Source organism: Streptomyces sp. NPDC005302, from assembly GCF_040607345.1.
Lineage (GTDB): Bacteria > Actinomycetota > Actinomycetes > Streptomycetales > Streptomycetaceae > Streptomyces.
In genome coordinates, this window is record NZ_JBEXGN010000017.1 from 48,733 (window position 1) to 66,365 (window position 17,633).

Here is a 17,633-nt window from a genome sequence, read left to right on the forward strand (position 1 = left end):
TGATCGTTGGCGGGCCCGCTGATTGGCTGGCCGGCATGACCGATCTCGGACCCGTCGTCTGGCCACCTGCCCCGATCCGGACGGGGCGGCTCGTGCTCCGCGAGCCCGAGGCCCGGGACCGTGCGGCGTTCATCGAACTGCTCTCGTCGCCGGAGGTGCACACCTACCTGGGCGGCCCCCGGCCGCGTCACGAGCTGGAAAGCGAGCTGCCGGACGTGCCGGAGCGGTGGCCGGGGAGCTTCGTCGTGGAGCTCGACGGGTCGATGGTCGGCCAGATCCTGCTCAGGAGAGCGACAGAGCACCGTCGCCCGGCCGCCACGGGGAAGGCGGATCTCGGCTACCTTTTCCTGCCACGGACGTGGGGATGCGGGTACGCCGCCGAGGCATGCGCGGCGGCGCTCGACTGGCTCGCCGACGCGCTTCCCGGCGAACCGGTGGTGCTCACCACCCAGACGGCCAACGTCCGCTCCCTGCGTCTCGCGGCGGAACTGGGGTTCACCGAGGTGGAGCGGTTCGAGGCCTGGGGCGCCGAGCAGTGGCTGGGCATGCGGACCCCGCCCACACCGTCCGACTGAGCTCAGGCCCGACAGCGGATCCGCAACTCGACGAGGAACGGCCACAGTTCAAGGAACGTGCCACCGACCGGCCGCCCGACGAGCAGACCTCGAACGCGGTCTCCGTGGCTACTTACGGAGGAAACCCGTGTAGTTGTGCTGCTCCACCTGGCTGTTGATCTGCTTGACGGTCTCCAGACCGACGCTCACGATGATCAGGACGCTCGTGCCCGTCAGCTGGTTGGCACCGCCGAAGCTCGCGAAGGCCACCGTCGGGACCAGAGCGATCAGGCCGAGGTAGAGCGATCCCGGCCAGGTGAGCCGGTTGAGGACGTAGCCCAGGTACTCGGACGTGGCCCGGCCCGCCCGGATCCCGGGGATGAACCCACCGGCCTTCTTGATGTTGTCGGACACCTCCTCCGGGTTGAACGTGATCGCCACGTAGAAGAACGCGAAGAACACGATCAGGAGGAAATACGCGGCGATGTAGAAGGGATGGTCCCCGCGGGTGAAGTTGCGGTTGATCCAGGTCGTCCACCCGGCGGACGAATCGGCGAACTGCGCGATCAGTGCGGGGATATAGAGGAGCGACGAGGCGAAGATGACCGGGACCACACCCGCCTGATTGATTTTCAGCGGGATGTACGTAGCCGTTCCGCCATAGGACTTGCGGCCGATCATCCGCTTCGCGTACTGAACCGGAATACGGCGTTGCGCCTGCTCCACGAAGACGACCAGCCCCACCATCGCGAACCCGATGAGAAGGACCAGTCCGAAGTTGACCCATCCGCCGGCGATGGTGCCCTCTTCCTTCACGGTCCACAACGCGCCGGGAAAGGTGGAGGCGATCGAGATGAAGATGAGCATCGACATTCCGTTGCCGATACCGCGTTCCGTGATGAGTTCACCGAACCACATCACGCAGGCGGTCCCCGAAGTGATCGTGAGCACCATCACGATGGTGGTGAAGACCGACCGGTCGGGGACGATGTTGCCGGCAGTCGGACAGTTGGGGAAGAGAGCGCCGCTCCGGGCGGTGGCCACCAGACCTGTGCTCTGGAGGAGGGCGAGCCCGACCGCCAGGTAGCGGGTGTACTGCGTGATCTTCCCCTGTCCGGCCGCGCCCTCTTTCTTCAGGGCTTCCAGTCGGGGAATCACCACCGTCAGCAGTTGCAGGATGATGCTCGCCGTGATGTACGGGAGGATTCCCAGGGCGAATACCGTGATCTGCAGCAGGGCCCCACCGCTGAACTGATTCACCAGGCCCAGCAGTCCCGTCCCCTTGGACACGGCACTCACACACGTCTGGACATTCTGGTAGTCCACGCCGGGGATCGGAACATGCGATCCCACGCGGTAAAGAACAATGATGCCAAGCGTGAAGTAGAGCTTCTTACGCAAGTCGGGCGTGTGGAAAACCTGGACGAAAACGTTGGGCACGGCTTCCTCCTCCGCCCCCACGCAGGAACGTCAGGGGTGAAAAAAGCAAAGAACATTCACAGCATATGAGGACATTAGCCGCATATGACTGTCGCCTCGCCCGCACAGTCTCGGAATGCCCTGTTCGCCGCAGTCCTTCGGCCTGAGGCCGCGTCACGCGACAGCCGGCCCGCCGCATTGCCCTGCCGACCGCTCCCGAGCGAGAGACGGTCGTCGGCGCAGGGGGCAGCAGATGTCGGTCGAGCACGGTCGGCGTCGAGCGCGAGCCGTGGGGCCCGCGCTCGGGCCTCATCAGTGTCCCGCGCTCTGCCCGCCGTCGACGTGCGAGATCTCGCCGGTGACGAACGGGGCCTGCTCCAGATAGAGGATGGCCCGCACCACATCGTCCACTTCGCCCATCCGGCGGACCGGGTGCAGCGCGGCCTGCTCGCCGCCGGGGTCGGTCGGGTGCATCGAGGTCCGGATGACACCGAGCGAGACGGCGTTCACGCGAATGGCGCGGGTGGCGTACTCGATCGCCAGCGACTTGGTGACGGCGTTCAGTCCGCCCTTGGTAAGGGACGCGAGCGCTCCCGTGACCCGGGCGTCGGCGTTGTCGACCAGACTGGTGGAGATGTTGACGACGTGGCCGCCACCCTCGCGGGAGAGCATCGCGCCGATCGCACTTCGGGAGACCTCGAAGAAGCCGCGCACGTTCACGCCGACGACCGTCTCGTAGTCCTCGTCGGTGTACTCGGTGAACGGTTTCGCGACGAACACTCCCGCACAGTTGATCAGCGTGTCGAGGCGGCCGAACCGGTCCATCGTCGCCTCGACGATCCGTGCGCCCGCTCCGGGCGCGGCGACATCGTCGGCCACGGCGAGCACATCCGGATCGTCCGACGGCTCGATCGAGCGGGCGACGCCGGTGACCGCGTAGCCGAGCTGCCGGTAGGCCCTGACCACGCCTTCCCCGATGCCTCGCGAGGCACCGGTGACGACGGCGACTTTGCGCGTGTTGTCCATGAGGGATTCTTGCCCGGCAGGGTCGTACCGGTGCGCGCGTCGCCGCGCGTGTCGCGGCAGTCGGCTGCCGGCGCGTGCCGCGGGGGCACGCCACCGGCTCTGTGCGATCGGTTCGGCGACGCGTGCGGGGCATCGGATCAGAGGTCCGCCGCCCTGTGTTCCGGCCCGTCCGTCCCGGCGCTCCGGGAACAGGTCCTGCCCAGTCCGAGTTCACCGTGCATCTATCGGCAGGAGCGGTACGCTGAAGAAAGCGGCATACCGCCCAACGGGGGACTTACTGTCGTCCCGCGGTCCAGGTCCCTTGTTCTTGCGGGCAGTTGAGTACGGGCACAGGTCGTGCATCCGGGGTCATCCAGCCCGCAGACCGCCTCATGCCGCGCAGGAATCACGGCGTCGCCCATGCGCTGCCGAAACTGCGTCTGGAGTCATCGCATGTCCCACCATCTCGATTCGCCCGCGGCCAGGGCCGATGCCCGGCTGAACATCTCCGACACATATGTGTTCCGAGGTGACCGCGGAACCGTCCTCGTGATGAACGTCTGCTCCGACTCCGCGGGTCCCGACGCGCCGAAGGGATTCCACCCCGAGGCTCGATACGAATTCAAGATCGACAGCACCGGCGATGCGGTCGAGGACCTCGCCTTCCGATTCACCTTCGGAGAGGCGGATGCCGACGGCTCGCAAACGGTCGAGCTGAGCCGCATGTCGGGAGCCGACGCGGCCGACGACTCGGCGGCCGGAACCGTTCTGCTCGCCGGCCGGACGGGGCGTGAGCTGAGCACCGACGGGGGTCTGCGGGTGTGGACCGGTCGGGCCAGCGATCCGTTCTGGATGAATCCGGCCGTCGTCGAGGCGGTCGGCCAGGCATTCCAGCACGGCACCGACGTCGAACTGCCCGAGCCGGACTCCTCCGAGGTCACCAGCCTGTTCTCCGGCATGAAGGTGCGCTCCATCGTGCTGGAGGTGCCGGACTCCGAACTGCTGGCCTTCACCGGCGACCGGGACATCGGCGTATGGGGCGTGACCGCGCTGGCGACGGACGCCGGCGGATGGCACCGCATCAACAGATGCGGACTTCCGATGGTGTCGCCGATCTTCGCTCAGTTCGACGACGAGCTCGCGGAACTGCTGAACCAGACCCGGCCGGCTGACGACACCCGCGTCCTCAGCCGCGAGATCACCAGCCGCGTCGCCGCGGTCGTCGGCGCCCGCGGCACAACAGCGGACCCCCACGTCTACGGCCAGGAAGTGGCCGAGCGGATCCTCCCGGACGTCCTTCCGTACACAGTGGGCACTCCCGCCGTCTTCGGCTTCGCGAAGTTCAACGGCCGGGCGCTCACGGACAACGCGGGTGAGGTCATGTTCTCCCTCACGACCGACAGCGCCCTGAGCGTCGGACTGGGCAAGGAAGCCGTCGACGCACCGACCACGTCGTCCTTCCCCTACGTGGCGCCGACCGGCTGACGGCCCTGCACTCTCGGCGCATTCGGGCCGGGCCGTGCGGGATGTGCGCCGCCCGACGGTATTCCGGCCGCCGAGGCCGCGGTGGGCGCGGGCACGCGCGGGGTGACCGCCCCGGACACGGCGAATCGAGGAGACCTGTGTTCACGTCGAACGACCTACGTGACGGTCAGACAGCCGTCCTCGGTGAATGGCTCTCGGGTGTCCACCACCAAGCCTGACACCCACCCCCAGGGATACCGGGCGGGGCTCTCCTCCGCCGTCGCGCATCTCAACCCGGGCGCGCTCTCCTTCGTCATGGGCACGGGGATCGTGTCCACCGCGCTGTACGTCAACGGCGCCGGCACCGCTTCCGCCGCGCTGCTCTGGGTGGGACTTGCCGGCTTCGCCGTGCTGCTGCCCCTATACGGGTGGGGACTGCTGCGCGGGCGGGAGCGGTTCGTCGCGGGGTTCCTCGGGCCGCGCTCGTTCGCCTTCCTCACCGTCGCCATCGCCTCCAACGTCCTGGCCGCACGACTGGTCCCGAGCGGACACACCGCGGTGGCCGGGGCGTTCCTGGCGTTCGGAGCGGCGATGTGGCTCATCCTCGGGTACGCGATTCCCCTGGGACTGATCACCACCACACGGCGACGACCCTCGATCGACCAGGTGAACGGAACCTGGTTCCTCTGGTCGGTGGGCTCCGACTCCCTGGCCGTCGCGGCAGCCTCCCTGGCACATGTGACCACAGGCGACTTCCTTCCGGTGGTGGCGGTGGTGTGCTGGGCCATCGCCTTGATCCAGTATCTGTTGGTCGCGGGGATCGTCCTGGCCAGGCTGCTCGTGCGACCGGTCGCGCCCGGGGAGCTCATGACATCGTTGTGGATCTTCATGGGTGCGGCGGCGATCAGTGTGCTCGCCGGGACGCGACTGCTCGAACTGCCGGCGGACAGCCTGCTCATCCCCCGCGCGGTCCTCACGGGCTGGTCCTTCGTCCTGTGGTCGTTCGCGAGCTGGCTGATTCCCCTCCTGCTGGCCCTGGGCGTATGGCGCCACGGCGTGCAGAAGATTCCGCTGCGTTACGAGTTCGGCTGGTGGAACCTCGTCTTCCCGATCGGCATGTACGGGGTCGCCACCCACGAACTGGGACGCACGACCGGGACGTCATGGCTGACCTCTCTGGGCCGTGGGGAAATCTGGGTCGCCACCGGAGTCTGGGCGGTGGTGATCGCCGCCCAGACGGTTTCCGCGGTCCGCCCCTACACGAGGACCGGCCACCGGGGCGATGCGCCCACTCGCCCGCACTAGACGCAATGTCCTGATCTGCCGCCGATGTGGCATTCAGGGCTATCCACCCAGGCCGGGCCGAAAGCATATTGTCGGTGGCCCGACAGGGGCGAATGCCCAGCTCCCACGGCGGATGTCCGGCGAAGACGATGCTCGCGATCACTGCGGGTGACAGGCCGGAATCCAGCAGTGCCGGCCGTCGGTCGTTCCGAATGAGGAAAGAAGGCGATCCACACCGTGGCGTCGCAATCCCATGCCGCGGAGCCGGTCCTGAAGGGGCTGGACTTCGGCATCAACGAATGGCTCGTGGACGAACAGTACGAGCGCTACCTGCACGACCCCGACTCGGTGGGCCGGACCTGGAGGGAGTTCTTCACGTCCCCGGTCTCCCTTCCGGCTCAGCGGGCGGCAGAGCACGCGCCGACTGCTCGCGCCGGGTCGGACGAGGCTGCGATCAAGGCCGTTCGCGTTGCCGCGCTCATCGATGCCTACCGGGCGCACGGTCACCTGGCGGCGGATACCGACCCGCTCACCGAGCCGTCCGGGGACCCGCAGCCGGACCTCGACATCGCGGCGTTCGGACTCCGAGACGATGACCTGCCGGAAGAGTTCACCGTCGACGGGTTCACCGGCCGGACCACCATGACGCTGCACAGTGTGCTGAACGCTCTGCAGGAGTTCTACTGCCGCACGGTCGGCACCGAGTACACGCACATCCGCGGTTCCCAGGAGCGCCACTGGATCCAGCAGCGTACGGAGTCGACGTCGTCCCGGCCGGATGTCGCCGAACAGCTGCAGATTCTCTACCGGTTGGGTGCGGCAGAGGCGTTCGAGACGTTCCTGCAGACGAAGTACGTGGGCCAGAAACGGTATTCGCTCGAAGGCGGGGAGTCGGCGATCGTGCTGCTCGACGCCCTGCTGCTCCGCGGCATCGGGCGGGGCATGAGCGAAGCCGTCATCGGCATGGCCCACCGGGGCCGGCTCAACGTACTGGCCAACATCGTCGGCAAGTCCTACGCGGACATCTTCCACGAGTTCGAGGACGACGCGGACGTCCGGTCGGTCCAGGGATCGGGCGACGTGAAGTACCACCTCGGCGCGGAGGGAACCTACCGCGCCCTGGACGGCCGCACGCTCGCCGTCTCCGTCGTGGCGAACCCCTCGCACCTGGAGGTCGTGGGACCGGTGGCACAGGGCGTGGTGCGCGCCAAGCAGGACCGGGCCGCCAACAGTGCGGAGGCCGACCCCGTCCTGCCGATCGTCATCCACGGCGACTCGGCCTTCGCCGGCCAGGGCGTGGTCTCCGAGACACTGAACATGTCGCAGCTGCCCGGCTACCGCACCGGCGGAACCGTTCACGTCGTCATCAACAACCAGCTCGGCTTCACGACCTCGCCCGCCAACGGCCGTTCCAGCACCTACGCCACGGACGTCGCCCGATCGGTCGACGCGCCGATCTTCCACGTCAACGGGGACGATCCCGAAGCCGTCGTACGCGTCGCGCGCCTGGCGTTCGACTACCGGGAGGCCTTCCACAAGGACGTGGTCGTGGATCTCATCTGCTATCGGCGCCACGGGCACAGCGAGGTCGACGACCCGTCCATCACGCAGCCGGCGATGTACGACCGGATCAACGACAGGCCTTCGGTGCGCAAGCTGTACGCCGAGGCGCTCATACGCCGCGGGGACATCGGTGAGCGCCAGGTGGAAGGCGCGTTGCGGGACTACCAGGGGTACCTTGAGCGGGCCTTCACCGAGACCCGCGCGCTGCCGGTGGCCCACTCCCCCGCGCCCGAGCCCGCCGTGGACGTCCAGAAGGCGGCACACCCCGCGGTGTCCACCGCCATCACGGAAGCCACGGCCCGGCACATCGTCGCTGCGCAGACCGATCCCCCGGAAGGGTTCACCGTCCACTCACGCGTCGCTCCGCAACTCCAGCGGCGCGCAACGATGTTGGACGCGGGCACGATCGACTGGGCCACCGCGGAATCACTGGCACTCGGTTCCCTGTTGATGGACGGGATCCCCGTGCGTCTCGCCGGGCAGGATTCCCGGCGTGGCACGTTCGGCCAGCGGCACGCCGTGCTCACCGACCGTCGCAACGGCATGGAGTACACACCGCTGAGTTCCCTCGGTTCCGGTGCCGCCGAACTCACGGTCTACGACTCGTCGTTGTCCGAGATGGGTGCGCTGGCCTTCGAGTACGGCTATTCGGTGGCGCGGCCCGACGCCCTGGTCTTGTGGGAGGCACAGTTCGGCGACTTCGCCAACGGAGCCCAGACGGTCATCGACGAGTACATCTCGTCATCCGAACAGAAGTGGGGTCAGCGCTCCGGGCTGACACTGTTGCTGCCGCACGGTCTGGAAGGACAGGGCCCCGACCACTCCTCCGGCAGGGTCGAACGGTTCCTCCAGCTGTGCGCGCGGGACAACATGACCGTCGCCATGCCCTCCCTGCCGGGCAACTACTTCCACCTGCTTCGCCGGCAGGCGCTCGGCGAACGCAAGAAGCCGCTGGTGGTCTTCACTCCGAAGTCGATGCTGCGGTCGAAGGCGGCCACCTCGGGCCTGGCCGAACTCACCGACGGTGCGTTCCGGCCGGTCATCCCCGATGACACCGTGGACGCCGACCGGATCAAGCGCGTGCTGGTCTCTTCGGGCAAGGTCTTCTTCGACCTGGACGCCCACCGGCAGAAGGAGGGCCTGGCGGACACGGCGATCGTTCGCCTGGAGCGTCTCCATCCCTTTCCGGAGGAGGAGTTCGCCGCGGAGCTGGCCCGCTTTCCCGCCGGCACTGAGGTGCGATGGGTGCAGGAGGAAGCCCGGAACCAGGGGGCATGGTCCTTCGTCGGGCCCCGTCTGGAACGGCTGGCGGACCGGCCCGTCGCGTGCGTCAGCCGACCGGAGGCGCCGGCCCCGGCCGTGGGGTCTGCCCGGCGGCATGCCGATGAACAGAAGGATCTCGTGCTGTCCGCCTTCAACTGACCGCGCCGCAGACGACGTCGCGGAGGAAACCACGCCGCACCAATGGTGACCACGTCCCGCACCGGGCATTCCTCGGACCGCGCAAGAGGACTGCCCGGTGCGGGTTGTGGGCTGCCCGATGCGGGATGCGGGATGCGGTACATCGTGCGCCGTACTGCTGAGCGGCAGCACCCGGGGGCGGGATCAGTCCGCCGCCGACTCCGTCACCGCTCTGTCCTGCACCGACAGCGGGGGCAGCACGGCAGGCACCAGATCCTTCTCCGCCGCGTGGGTCGTCCGGAAACCGGCCCTGAACGCAGCGGGCGTCACACCCAGGTTGCGCACGAACGCCCTGCGAAGCGACTCGGGTGAGCCGAACCCCGTGCGCCGGGCTATGACCGGCATCGAGTCGTCACTCGTCTCCACCAGCGCCTGGGCCGCTTCGAGTCTGACCTGTTCGACATAGCGCGCCGGGGTGGTTCCGACCTCGTCGTGGAAGAGCCTGGTGACGTGGCGGACGCTGATGCCCGCCCTGGACGCCATGGCCGCCAGCGTGTGATTGGCCCCCGGATTCTCAGCGACGGCGTCCAGGAGCCTGCGGAGCACGTCCTGGGTGGTGTGCGAGGTTCGAGAGCGGACGCTGAACTGAGACTGCCCGCCGGGCCGTTGCATGAAGACGACCAGGTCCTTGGCGACCGACCGAGCAACCTCCGCCCCGTAGTGCTCTTCGACGAGTGCCAAGGACAGGTCGATACCGGCGCTGACCCCGGCCGACGACATCATCTTGCCGTCCCGCACGAAGATGGCGTCCGGGTCGACCCGGACGGACGGGTAGCGAGTCGCCAACTGCCGCGAATACCGCCAGTGCGTCGCGGCGCGACGGCCGTTCAACAGCCCGGCGGCGGCCAGCAGGAACGCTCCCGTGCACACCGAAGCCGTGCAGTGGCTCTTCTCGTTCAGCCGCCGGACGACGTCGAGCACCGCGTCGTCCTTGACCAGCGATTCCCATTCCGGACCGCCCGGCACGACCAGCACATCCAGAGGCTCGCGGACGTCGTCGACGGAGAGGTCGGCGCCGAGGCGGGTCCCGGCGGACGTCATCACCGCCGATCCGTCCTCCGAGGCGATCCGGACCCGATAGCGCCCACCGAACTCATTGGCCGTCGTGAACACCTCTATGGGGCCCGTGACGTCGAGCAGCCGCACCCCCGGAAACACGAACACCGTCACCGTGATCGGATCCGCTCCAGGGCGCTTGCGGTGCATCGAATGCCTCCTGGCAGTCCGCGGCGTGAACACACACACCAACTATGCGCCCGTGACCCGGACCGCGACCACGACCGGTTTGCTACCTGCTGGTAGGCAGGACCTCTCAGCCGACGTCATCGGGATCCGACGCCGCCCGACGGGCCGTCGCCGGGCCCGCGACCAGATGTCTACGGACGATCGAGTTCGCCGTACTCTCCGCCTCCGCGAACCTGGCCCGTCCGGCCGGAGTCAAGGTGACCCGCACCGTCCGTCGATCCAGGTCGCGTCGACTGCGTTCGACCAGACCCAGGCGTTGCAGACCTCTCAGGAGGTAAGAGACCCGGTCCCCCGACTCTCCGAGGAAGAGTTTCAGCTCGGCCACCGGCGCGGACCCGCCGGCTTCCTCGGCGAGGAAGCCGAGCGTGAGGTGGTCGAGGAGCGACAGACCGTGCCGTGTCCGCAACTCGCCGTGCAGATGCCCCAGGGTCCAGAGTGTGCGGGAGTTGTCCCGCCTCGTGATATCCGGCGAAGTCCAGTCGGTCATCAGGCGTTCCCAGGAGTCGGCTCGTCGGTCGCCGAACCGCGACCCGAAGCCGTAACCCCTTCACCTGCCGTGGCGATCGCCGTCCCGGTGGACGGGAAGCCCTCGGATCAGGACACAGCCGCTCAGCCGCCCACCTTGCGGACCGGAGGGAACCTTCCTGTACAGGCAGCCGTGTGAAGGTCCAATTACAATGAATCTTGAACAGCGGATTTCTTTCGGCTGATTTCGACATCTCGTTTTCTCATAGGCGTCTCCCAGCAATTGTGGGTGCCAAGCGGCAGAAGGAGATATCGGTGAACGACGCGTCCGAAGCACGTCTGCCCGCCCTGGGGACACACCTGACCTACGCCCCCAATCCGAGCCGTGCCGAGACCCGGGAGCAGCTTTCCAAGGCGACGTACGACCTTCTCGTGATCGGTGGTGGCATCCTGGGCATCTCGACCGCCTGGCATGCCGCGCAGTCCGGGTTGCGGGTGGCTCTGGTCGACGCCGGTGACTTCGCCGGCGCCACCTCCTCCGCCTCCTCCAAGCTTCTGCACGGCGGCCTGCGCTACCTGCAGACCGGCGCGGTGAAGCTGGTGGCGGAGAACCACTTCGAGCGCCGTGCGGTCTCCCGTCAGGTGGCCCCCCACCTGGCGAATCCGCTCACGTTCTACCTCCCCGTGTACAAGGGCGGGCCGCACGGCGCGGCGAAGCTCGGAGCGGGCGTCTTCGCCTACTCCGCCCTGTCCGCCTTCGGCGACGGCGTCGGCCACCTGCTCAGCCCCGCCAAGGCCGCGGAGAGCGTGCCGGAGCTGCGCACCGACAACCTCAAGGCCGTCGCCGTCTACGGCGACGACCAGATGAACGACTCCCGGCTCGCTCTGATGACCCTCCGCGCGGCCGTCGAGTCGGGTGCCGCGGTCCTCAACTACGCCGAGGTCACCGGCCTGCGTTTCACGAACGGGCGAGTGACGGGAGCCGAACTCAGAGACCAGCGCTCCGGTGACGAGTTCGGCGTGGACGCCCGTCTGGTGCTGAACGCGACCGGGCCGTGGGTCGACCACCTGCGCCGGCTGGAGGACCCGAACGCGGCCCCGTCGGTGCGCCTTTCCAAGGGCGCACATCTGGTCCTCAAGCGCACGGCTCCGTGGAAGGCCGCCCTGGCCACGCCGATCGACAAGTACCGCATCACCTTCGCCCTCCCCTGGGAGGACATGCTCCTGCTCGGCACCACCGACGAGGAGTACGAGGGCGACCCGGGCGAGGTCGGCGTGACCGACAAGGACACGGCTCAGATCCTGGACGAAGCGGCTCTGTCGGTGCGGGATCAGCAACTGTCCCGCGACCTCATCACGTACTCCTACGCCGGTCTGCGGGTGCTGCCCGGCGGTCCCGGCGACACCTCCAAGGCCAAGCGCGAGACGGTCGTCACCGAGGGCCGCGGCGGCATGCTGTCCGTCGCGGGCGGCAAGTGGACCACCTTCCGGCACATCGGCCGTACCGTGCTGAAGAAGCTGGAGACACTCCCCGGCCACCCGCTCGGTGAGGACATCGAGCCGATCTCCGAGCTGCCGAAGAAGATGCCGCTCCCCGGCATCGCCAACCCGCGCGCGGTCGCACACCGTCTGCTCATCGACAACCCCGCGCCCGGTCCGCGGATGGCGGCCGACACCGCCCGGCACCTGTCCACCCACTACGGCTCGCTGGCCTTCGACATCGCCCGCCTGGCCAACGAGAACCCCGAACTCGCCGAGCGCATGCACCCGGACGCCCCGGAGATCTGGGCCCAGGTCGTCTACGCCCGCGACAACGAGTGGGCCGAGACGGCGGACGACGTGCTGCGCCGCCGCACGACCCTGACCATCCGCGGTCTGGCCACGGACGACATCCGCCGCCAGGTGGAGGACCTGCTGCAGGCGAAGTAGCCGCGCCGGCCTGCTGCCGCCGCGGCGCGACCCCTTCCCGAAGTCGCGCCGACTGATCCTGGTGTCATGGGCGTTGCGCGGGCCGGCGGCCGTGCGGTTGCTCCGGGGCGGACTCCGGGACGTGGGCCGAGAGCGGCATGGGCCGGGAGGGAGTGGTGGAGACCGTGAGCCGCGTACCGTCGTGGACGATGGTCAACGGCTCCCCCGCCGTGAGGGTGTAGGTGACGGCGGAGGAGTCGATCTCCACGCGAAGGCAGCGCCCTCGTGTCTGGACCCTGAACGCGAGACGGTTCAGCCGGCCGGGCAGGCGCGGCGCGAAGGTCAGCGTCGCCCCCTTCTGCCGCATGCCTCCGAAGCCGGCGACCAGGGCGAGCCAGGAGCCGGCGAGCGAGGCGATGTGCAGCCCGTCGCGCGTGTTGTTCTCGAGGTCGTCGAGATCCATGAGGGCCGCCTCGCCGAGATAGGCATAGGCGAGGTCCATGTGCCCCACCTCGGCCGCCATGATCGCCTGGCAGCAGGCCGAGAGGGACGAGTCGCGGACGGTGAGCGCCTCGTAGTACGCGAAGTTGCGCCTCTTCTGCTCGGCACTGAAGAGGTCGCCGCACTTGTACATGGCGAGGACCAGGTCCGCCTGTTTCACCACTTGCTTGCGGTAGAGATCGAAGTAGGGATAGTGCAGAAGGAGCGGGTACTGGTCCGACCCGGTGTCCGCGAAGTCCCACTTCTCGTGTCTGGTGAACCCGGCATGCTGTTCGTGGACGCCGAGTTCGTCGTTGTAGGGGATGTGCGTCTGATCCGCTGCCAGACGCCAGGAAGTCGCCTCCTCCGCGCTGACACCGAGGGCGGCGGCCTGCTCCGGGTAGCGCTGGACGGCGTCGACGGCGGTACTCAGATTGGAGCGTGCCATCAGGTTGGTGAAGACGTTGTCGTCGACCAGGGCGCTGTACTCGTCGGGTCCGGTCACGCCGTCGATGTGGAAGTTCCCGCGGGCGTCGGTCTGACCGAGGGAGCACCACAGGCGGGCGGTCTCCACCAGGATCTCGACTCCGGTGCCGCGCGCGAAGTCCTCGTCACCGGTGGCGGACACGTAGGTGGTCACCGCGTCGGCGATGTCCGCGTTGATGTGGAACGCGGCAGTGCCGGCGGGCCAGTAGGCCGAGCACTCGGAGCCGGTGACGGTCCGCCAGGGGAACGTGGCGCCTTTCAGGCCGAGTTGAAGGGCGCGTTCACGCGCTGCGGGGAGGGTGTTCTGCCGCCAGCGCAGGACGTCGGCCACGGCTTCGGGGTGCGTGTACGTGAGCACGGGCAGGACGAACGCCTCGGTGTCCCAGAAGCAGTGCCCGTCGTAGCCGGATCCGGTCAGGCCTTTCGCCGGGATGGCCCGGCCCTCGACCCTGGCTCCCGCCTGGAGCGCGTGGAAGAGTCCGAAGCGGACGGCTTGCTGAATCTGCGGGTCACCGTCGACCTCGACGTCCGCGTGTTCCCAGAAGTCATCGAGGTACGAACGCTGTTGGACGAGCAGTTGCTCCCAGCCCGTGCTCCGCGCTCCGGCGAGCGCGGCGTCGACCTGATCGCGCACGCTCGGCAGGGACCGCTCCGCCGACCATCCGTAGGAGACGAACTTCGTCAGCCGCAGCGACTGGCCGGGGGCGACCTGCGAGGTGACGGTGAGCCGGCTGACGTCGGCGTCGCTCTCGCTCGACGTCTGCGTCTCGGTGGGGCCTTCGACGAGGTGGTCGGCCGCGGCGCCAACCCGCAGGCGGCTGCGCTCGGTCGTGTGGATGAGGCGGAGCCGCATGTCGGCGGCGAAGTGCTCCTCCGAGACGAGTGGCGATGTGATCGACGCGGTGGCCCGGGGGTCGCCGGAGGCCTGTGGCAGCGCCTCGTTGGCCACGAGTTCGGACTGGACGACGAGGCGTACGTCGGCGTCCACGGCTTCCACCTCGAAGCGGATGGCTGCGATGGCCCGTTCGGAGAAGGCCACCAGCCGCGTGGATCTCACCCGGACCGTGTGTCCCGATGGAGAGGTCCACTCGCAGACACGGTTCAGCAGTCCGGAGCGCAGGTCGAGCGTGCGCTCGTGGGAGCGCAGGGTGCCGTAGCGCAGGTCGAAGGGTTCGTCGTCGACCAGCAGGCGGATGATCTTTCCGTTGGTGACGTTGATGACCGACTGACCGGACTCCGGATACCCGTATCCGGCCTCCGCGTACGGCAGGGGCCGCAGCTCGTGGACCCCGTTGAGATAGGAACCGGGCAGGCCGTGCGGCTCTCCTTCGTCGAGATTGCCGCGCCATCCGATATGGCCGTTCGACAAGGCGAAGACGGACTCGCTCTGCGCGAGCATGTCGAGCTGCAGTCCGCTCTCGTGGAGGGACCACGGATCGACTGAGTACGCGGGGTGGGTGATCATCGCGCCTCCTGGAGGGCGCCGAGTCCCTGGACCACGATGTCGGCGCCGTGCGACCGCAGGGCGGCCGCCTGCCCGGCACGGTCGACTCCGACGACGTATCCGAAGTGGCCCGACCGACCGGCCTCCATCCCCGCGAGCGCGTCCTCGAACACCGCGCAGGCCGCGGGCGCGATCCCCAGCTCGTGGGCAGCGGCCAGGAAGGTGTCGGGAGCGGGTTTTCCCGGCAGGCCCCGAGCCTCGGCGACCACTCCGTCGATGCGTACATCGAACAGTTCCTCCGCACCGATCGCCCGCAGCATCGCGCGGCAGTTCTTGCTGGAGGAGACGACCGCGGTCCGCAGGGCGGCCGTGCGGACCGCCCCCACGTAGGCGAGGGAATCCTCGTAGGCCTCGACGCCGTCCTCGTGGATCCGTTCGAGAAGTAGCTCGTTCTTGCGTTCCGCGAGCCGCCGGACCGTGTCCAGATCGGCCGGGTCGCCCGGGCTGCCCTCGGGCAGTTCCACATCGCGCGAGGCGAGGAAGGTGCGAACACCGTCCGCTCGGGGTCGGCCGTCGACGTATCTGTCGTAGTCGGTCTGGTCGAAGGGACGGAAATCCTGGCCGGACCGGGCTTTCAGGAATTCGTCGAACATGTCCTTCCACGCCGCGGCGTGCAGACCGGCAGTACGCGTGATCACACCGTCCAGATCAAAAAGGCACGCCTGGATTTCGGTGGGCAGGCCGAGGTTGTTCACCAAGCGGTCATTCCTCGGCCCGTCGCCCTCCATGCCCACCGGCAGCCGCCTTCACCCGCCTGACGGCGAACGGGACCGATGGCTCCACGCGGCTTTCCCCGCGGAATTCAGACCGCGAGGTGGTCGAATGTCACGGAACCACGGTGACGGGCCAGAGGCCACGCTTTACCAGGCGGACGGCCATGGAACCGATGAGTCTGTGCCCCGCGGACTCGGAGGCGCCGACCACCACCGTGTCGGCCTTGAGATCGCGCGCCGCCGCCACGAGTCCGTTGTAGGGATCGTCCCGGAACGTGTGGAAGGCCCAGCGAACCCCTCCGAGAGCCTCCAGATTCGCGGTCGCCGACTTGATTTCGCTCGCGACCTCTTCGGCCAGTTCTTGGGTCAACAACGTGGCATTCACACCGGCGGCGACACTCGCCGCCATGTACGGCTGGATGTAGACGAGAGCGAGAGTCGAGTTCTGCCTGCGCGCGAGGCCCGCGGCATAGGCCGCGGCCCGCCATGAGGATTCGGATCCGTCCACGCCCGCGAGAACGACCCTCGGCCCGTCGGTGCCGCGCTCGAACACATCCTGATGCTCGTCAGTCACACAGGAAAGGCTAACTCTTCCCGCTGCCGGAGGCGCTGCGGCGTACTCCGGCTGCCATATCCGATCGGGTGCCACGACAACGCCGGCGCACTTGGCCCATCAAGGTGATCCCACGGCCTGCGCTCTCCGGGATGGAGTGATTCTTCTGATCATTGGTATTGAATTCCTCTCCGTGCCCGCAGCCACGGCACTCGGCCCGCAGCGGCAGCACTGCCGCGGCTATGCCGTGTCCCTTCCGACAGACAGGTGCGGCCCGTGCGGTTCAGAAAGAGGCCGGAAAACCCCGACGCCGGTCAGGAGAGGGCAGGCAACCAGCCGTCCGCCCCTCCCCCGGCGCCCTCTTCGCCTCCGGTGGGCGTGCCGTCCGCATCCGGCCGCCCGGAGCCCGTATCGGTCGTTCCGTGGGGAATTCGGGTCGGAGCGGAAGTGGGATGGCGCCTGCTCGTCCTTGCGGCCATCTTGTGGGTGCTGATCCGCGTCATCAGCGTCGTGCACCTGATCGTGCTGTCCTTCGCGGCAGCTCTCCTGATCACCGCACTTCTTCAGCCCACCGTGACCCGTCTGCAACGGCATCGGGTACCGAAAGGGCTCGCGACCGCGGCGACGGCCCTGTGCGGGTTCGTTCTCCTGGGCCTGGTCGGCTGGTTCGTCGTATGGCAGGTGATGGACAGCCTGGACGACCTCACAGCTCAGCTCCAGAACGGAGTCGACGACCTCAAGCGCTGGCTTCTCAAGAGTCCGTTCCACATCACGGAGGCCCGGCTCAATCACCTCTCCGACAAGCTGGGCGACAGCATCGGATCCAGCAGCGATCAGCTCACGGCCGCCGGCCTCCACGGCGTCACCGTCCTCGCGGAGCTCCTGACCGGCGTCCTTCTGACGGTGTTCTCGACGTTGTTCCTGCTCTACGACGGACCGCGCATCTGGAAGTGGACGCTCAAGTTCGCCCCGGCTCCCGCCCGTTCCGCGATCGACGGGGCCGGCCCCCTCGCCTGGCACACACTCACCGCGTACGTACACGGCACCGTGATCGTCGCCTTCATCGACGCCGTCTGCATCGGGCTGGGGATCTACATCCTCAACGTCCCCTTGGCGCTGCCGCTGGCGGTCGTCATCTTCGCTGCCGCGTTCGTCCCCCTGGTCGGTGCGGTGGCCTCAGGAGCCTTGGCCGTGATCGTCGCCTTCGTCACCCAGGGCGTGTTCACCGCCCTCCTGGTGCTGCTCATCGTCCTCGGCGTACAGCAACTCGAGGGTCACGTCCTGCAGCCGTTCATCCTGGGCCGCGCAGTGCGGGTCCACCCGCTCGGCGTCATTCTCTCGGTGGCCGCAGGGGGCCTCATCGCCGGCATCGGGGGTGCGGTGGTGGCCGTGCCTCTGGTGGCCGTGGCCAACACGGTCGCAGGCCACCTGCTGAACCGCGACACCGAAAGTCCCCAAGAAGCCCCGGAGTAGACCCTCGACTCGATCCACCCAGGATCAGCCCCTGCGCGCCCACGACTTGGCGGGCC

At 68.2% G+C, this 17,633-nt stretch carries 12 protein-coding genes and 1 pseudogene; 6 read left to right on the forward strand and 7 right to left on the reverse strand.

Annotated elements, in window-relative coordinates:
* Positions 1 to 35: 35 nt before the first annotated feature.
* On the forward strand, positions 36 to 575 hold the full coding sequence (locus ABZT74_RS23890) for a GNAT family N-acetyltransferase (RefSeq protein ID WP_356437932.1): 540 nt from the start codon (positions 36 to 38) through the stop codon (positions 573 to 575).
* Positions 576 to 683: 108 nt separating this feature from the next.
* Here the strand turns inward: ABZT74_RS23890 and secY are convergent, their stop codons facing one another.
* Positions 684 to 1,994, reverse strand: coding sequence for a preprotein translocase subunit SecY (gene secY / locus ABZT74_RS23895; RefSeq protein ID WP_355884510.1), 1,311 nt, complete (start codon positions 1,992 to 1,994; stop codon positions 684 to 686).
* A 291-nt stretch (positions 1,995 to 2,285) separates the two neighbouring features.
* Complete coding sequence (locus ABZT74_RS23900; protein WP_356172787.1) at positions 2,286 to 2,999, reverse strand: SDR family oxidoreductase; 714 nt, start codon at positions 2,997 to 2,999, stop codon at positions 2,286 to 2,288.
* A gap of 432 nt (positions 3,000 to 3,431) precedes the next feature.
* Here ABZT74_RS23900 and ABZT74_RS23905 point away from each other — a divergent pair, with 432 nt between their 5' ends.
* From ABZT74_RS23905 to ABZT74_RS23915, 3 genes are all read left to right on the forward strand, one after another.
* Entirely contained in the window at positions 3,432 to 4,463 is a 1,032-nt protein-coding gene (locus ABZT74_RS23905; protein WP_356437935.1) for a DUF4331 family protein, read from the forward strand.
* A gap of 198 nt (positions 4,464 to 4,661) precedes the next feature.
* Positions 4,662 to 5,747, forward strand: a complete 1,086-nt coding sequence (locus tag ABZT74_RS23910; RefSeq protein WP_356437937.1) for a tellurite resistance/C4-dicarboxylate transporter family protein — start codon at positions 4,662 to 4,664, stop codon at positions 5,745 to 5,747.
* A gap of 216 nt (positions 5,748 to 5,963) precedes the next feature.
* Positions 5,964 to 8,711 (forward strand): multifunctional oxoglutarate decarboxylase/oxoglutarate dehydrogenase thiamine pyrophosphate-binding subunit/dihydrolipoyllysine-residue succinyltransferase subunit, encoded by a 2,748-nt coding sequence (locus ABZT74_RS23915; protein ID WP_356437940.1) that lies wholly within the window; start codon positions 5,964 to 5,966, stop codon positions 8,709 to 8,711.
* Between the two features lie 183 nt (positions 8,712 to 8,894).
* Here ABZT74_RS23915 and ABZT74_RS23920 read toward each other — a convergent pair whose 3' ends face one another.
* Entirely contained in the window at positions 8,895 to 9,956 is a 1,062-nt protein-coding gene (locus tag ABZT74_RS23920; RefSeq protein ID WP_356437943.1) for a DJ-1/PfpI family protein, read from the reverse strand.
* A 106-nt stretch (positions 9,957 to 10,062) separates the two neighbouring features.
* On the reverse strand, positions 10,063 to 10,482 hold the full coding sequence (locus ABZT74_RS23925) for a MarR family winged helix-turn-helix transcriptional regulator (protein WP_356172797.1): 420 nt from the start codon (positions 10,480 to 10,482) through the stop codon (positions 10,063 to 10,065).
* A 293-nt stretch (positions 10,483 to 10,775) separates the two neighbouring features.
* Between ABZT74_RS23925 and ABZT74_RS23930 the strand changes: the two genes are divergently transcribed.
* The gene (locus ABZT74_RS23930) at positions 10,776 to 12,389 is read left to right on the forward strand and encodes a glycerol-3-phosphate dehydrogenase/oxidase (protein WP_356437946.1); all 1,614 of its coding nucleotides are present in this window, start codon (positions 10,776 to 10,778) and stop codon (positions 12,387 to 12,389) included.
* 64 nt (positions 12,390 to 12,453) lie between these two features.
* Here ABZT74_RS23930 and ABZT74_RS23935 read toward each other — a convergent pair whose 3' ends face one another.
* From ABZT74_RS23935 to ABZT74_RS23945, 3 genes are all read right to left on the reverse strand, one after another.
* Positions 12,454 to 14,799, reverse strand: coding sequence for a glycosyl hydrolase family 65 protein (locus tag ABZT74_RS23935; RefSeq protein WP_356437948.1), 2,346 nt, complete (start codon positions 14,797 to 14,799; stop codon positions 12,454 to 12,456).
* On the reverse strand, positions 14,796 to 15,533 hold the full coding sequence (locus tag ABZT74_RS23940; RefSeq protein ID WP_356438083.1) for a beta-phosphoglucomutase family hydrolase: 738 nt from the start codon (positions 15,531 to 15,533) through the stop codon (positions 14,796 to 14,798). Before ABZT74_RS23940 ends, ABZT74_RS23935 begins: the two co-directional genes overlap by 4 nt.
* 130 nt (positions 15,534 to 15,663) lie before the next feature.
* Positions 15,664 to 16,125, reverse strand: a complete 462-nt coding sequence (locus ABZT74_RS23945) for a universal stress protein (RefSeq protein WP_355880929.1) — start codon at positions 16,123 to 16,125, stop codon at positions 15,664 to 15,666.
* Positions 16,126 to 16,467: 342 nt separating this feature from the next.
* On the opposite strand from ABZT74_RS23945, the pseudogene ABZT74_RS23950 reads away from it, so the two are divergent.
* Positions 16,468 to 17,535 (forward strand): annotated as a pseudogene (locus tag ABZT74_RS23950) (AI-2E family transporter); the annotation flags it as partial.
* Between the last annotated feature and the right edge of the window lie 98 nt (positions 17,536 to 17,633).

Bases quoted from the DNA above. Each gene is read 5' to 3' on its own strand.
- ABZT74_RS23920 (WP_356437943.1), bottom strand. From the start codon at position 9,956: ATGCACCGCAAGCGCCCTGGAGCGGATCCGATCACGGTGACGGTGTTC.
- ABZT74_RS23900 (WP_356172787.1), bottom strand. From the start codon at position 2,999: ATGGACAACACGCGCAAAGTCGCCGTCGTCACCGGTGCCTCGCGAGGC.
- ABZT74_RS23925 (WP_356172797.1), bottom strand. From the start codon at position 10,482: ATGACCGACTGGACTTCGCCGGATATCACGAGGCGGGACAACTCCCGC.
- ABZT74_RS23905 (WP_356437935.1), top strand. From the start codon at position 3,432: ATGTCCCACCATCTCGATTCGCCCGCGGCCAGGGCCGATGCCCGGCTG.
- ABZT74_RS23890 (WP_356437932.1), top strand. From the start codon at position 36: ATGACCGATCTCGGACCCGTCGTCTGGCCACCTGCCCCGATCCGGACG.
- ABZT74_RS23935 (WP_356437948.1), bottom strand. From the start codon at position 14,799: ATGATCACCCACCCCGCGTACTCAGTCGATCCGTGGTCCCTCCACGAG.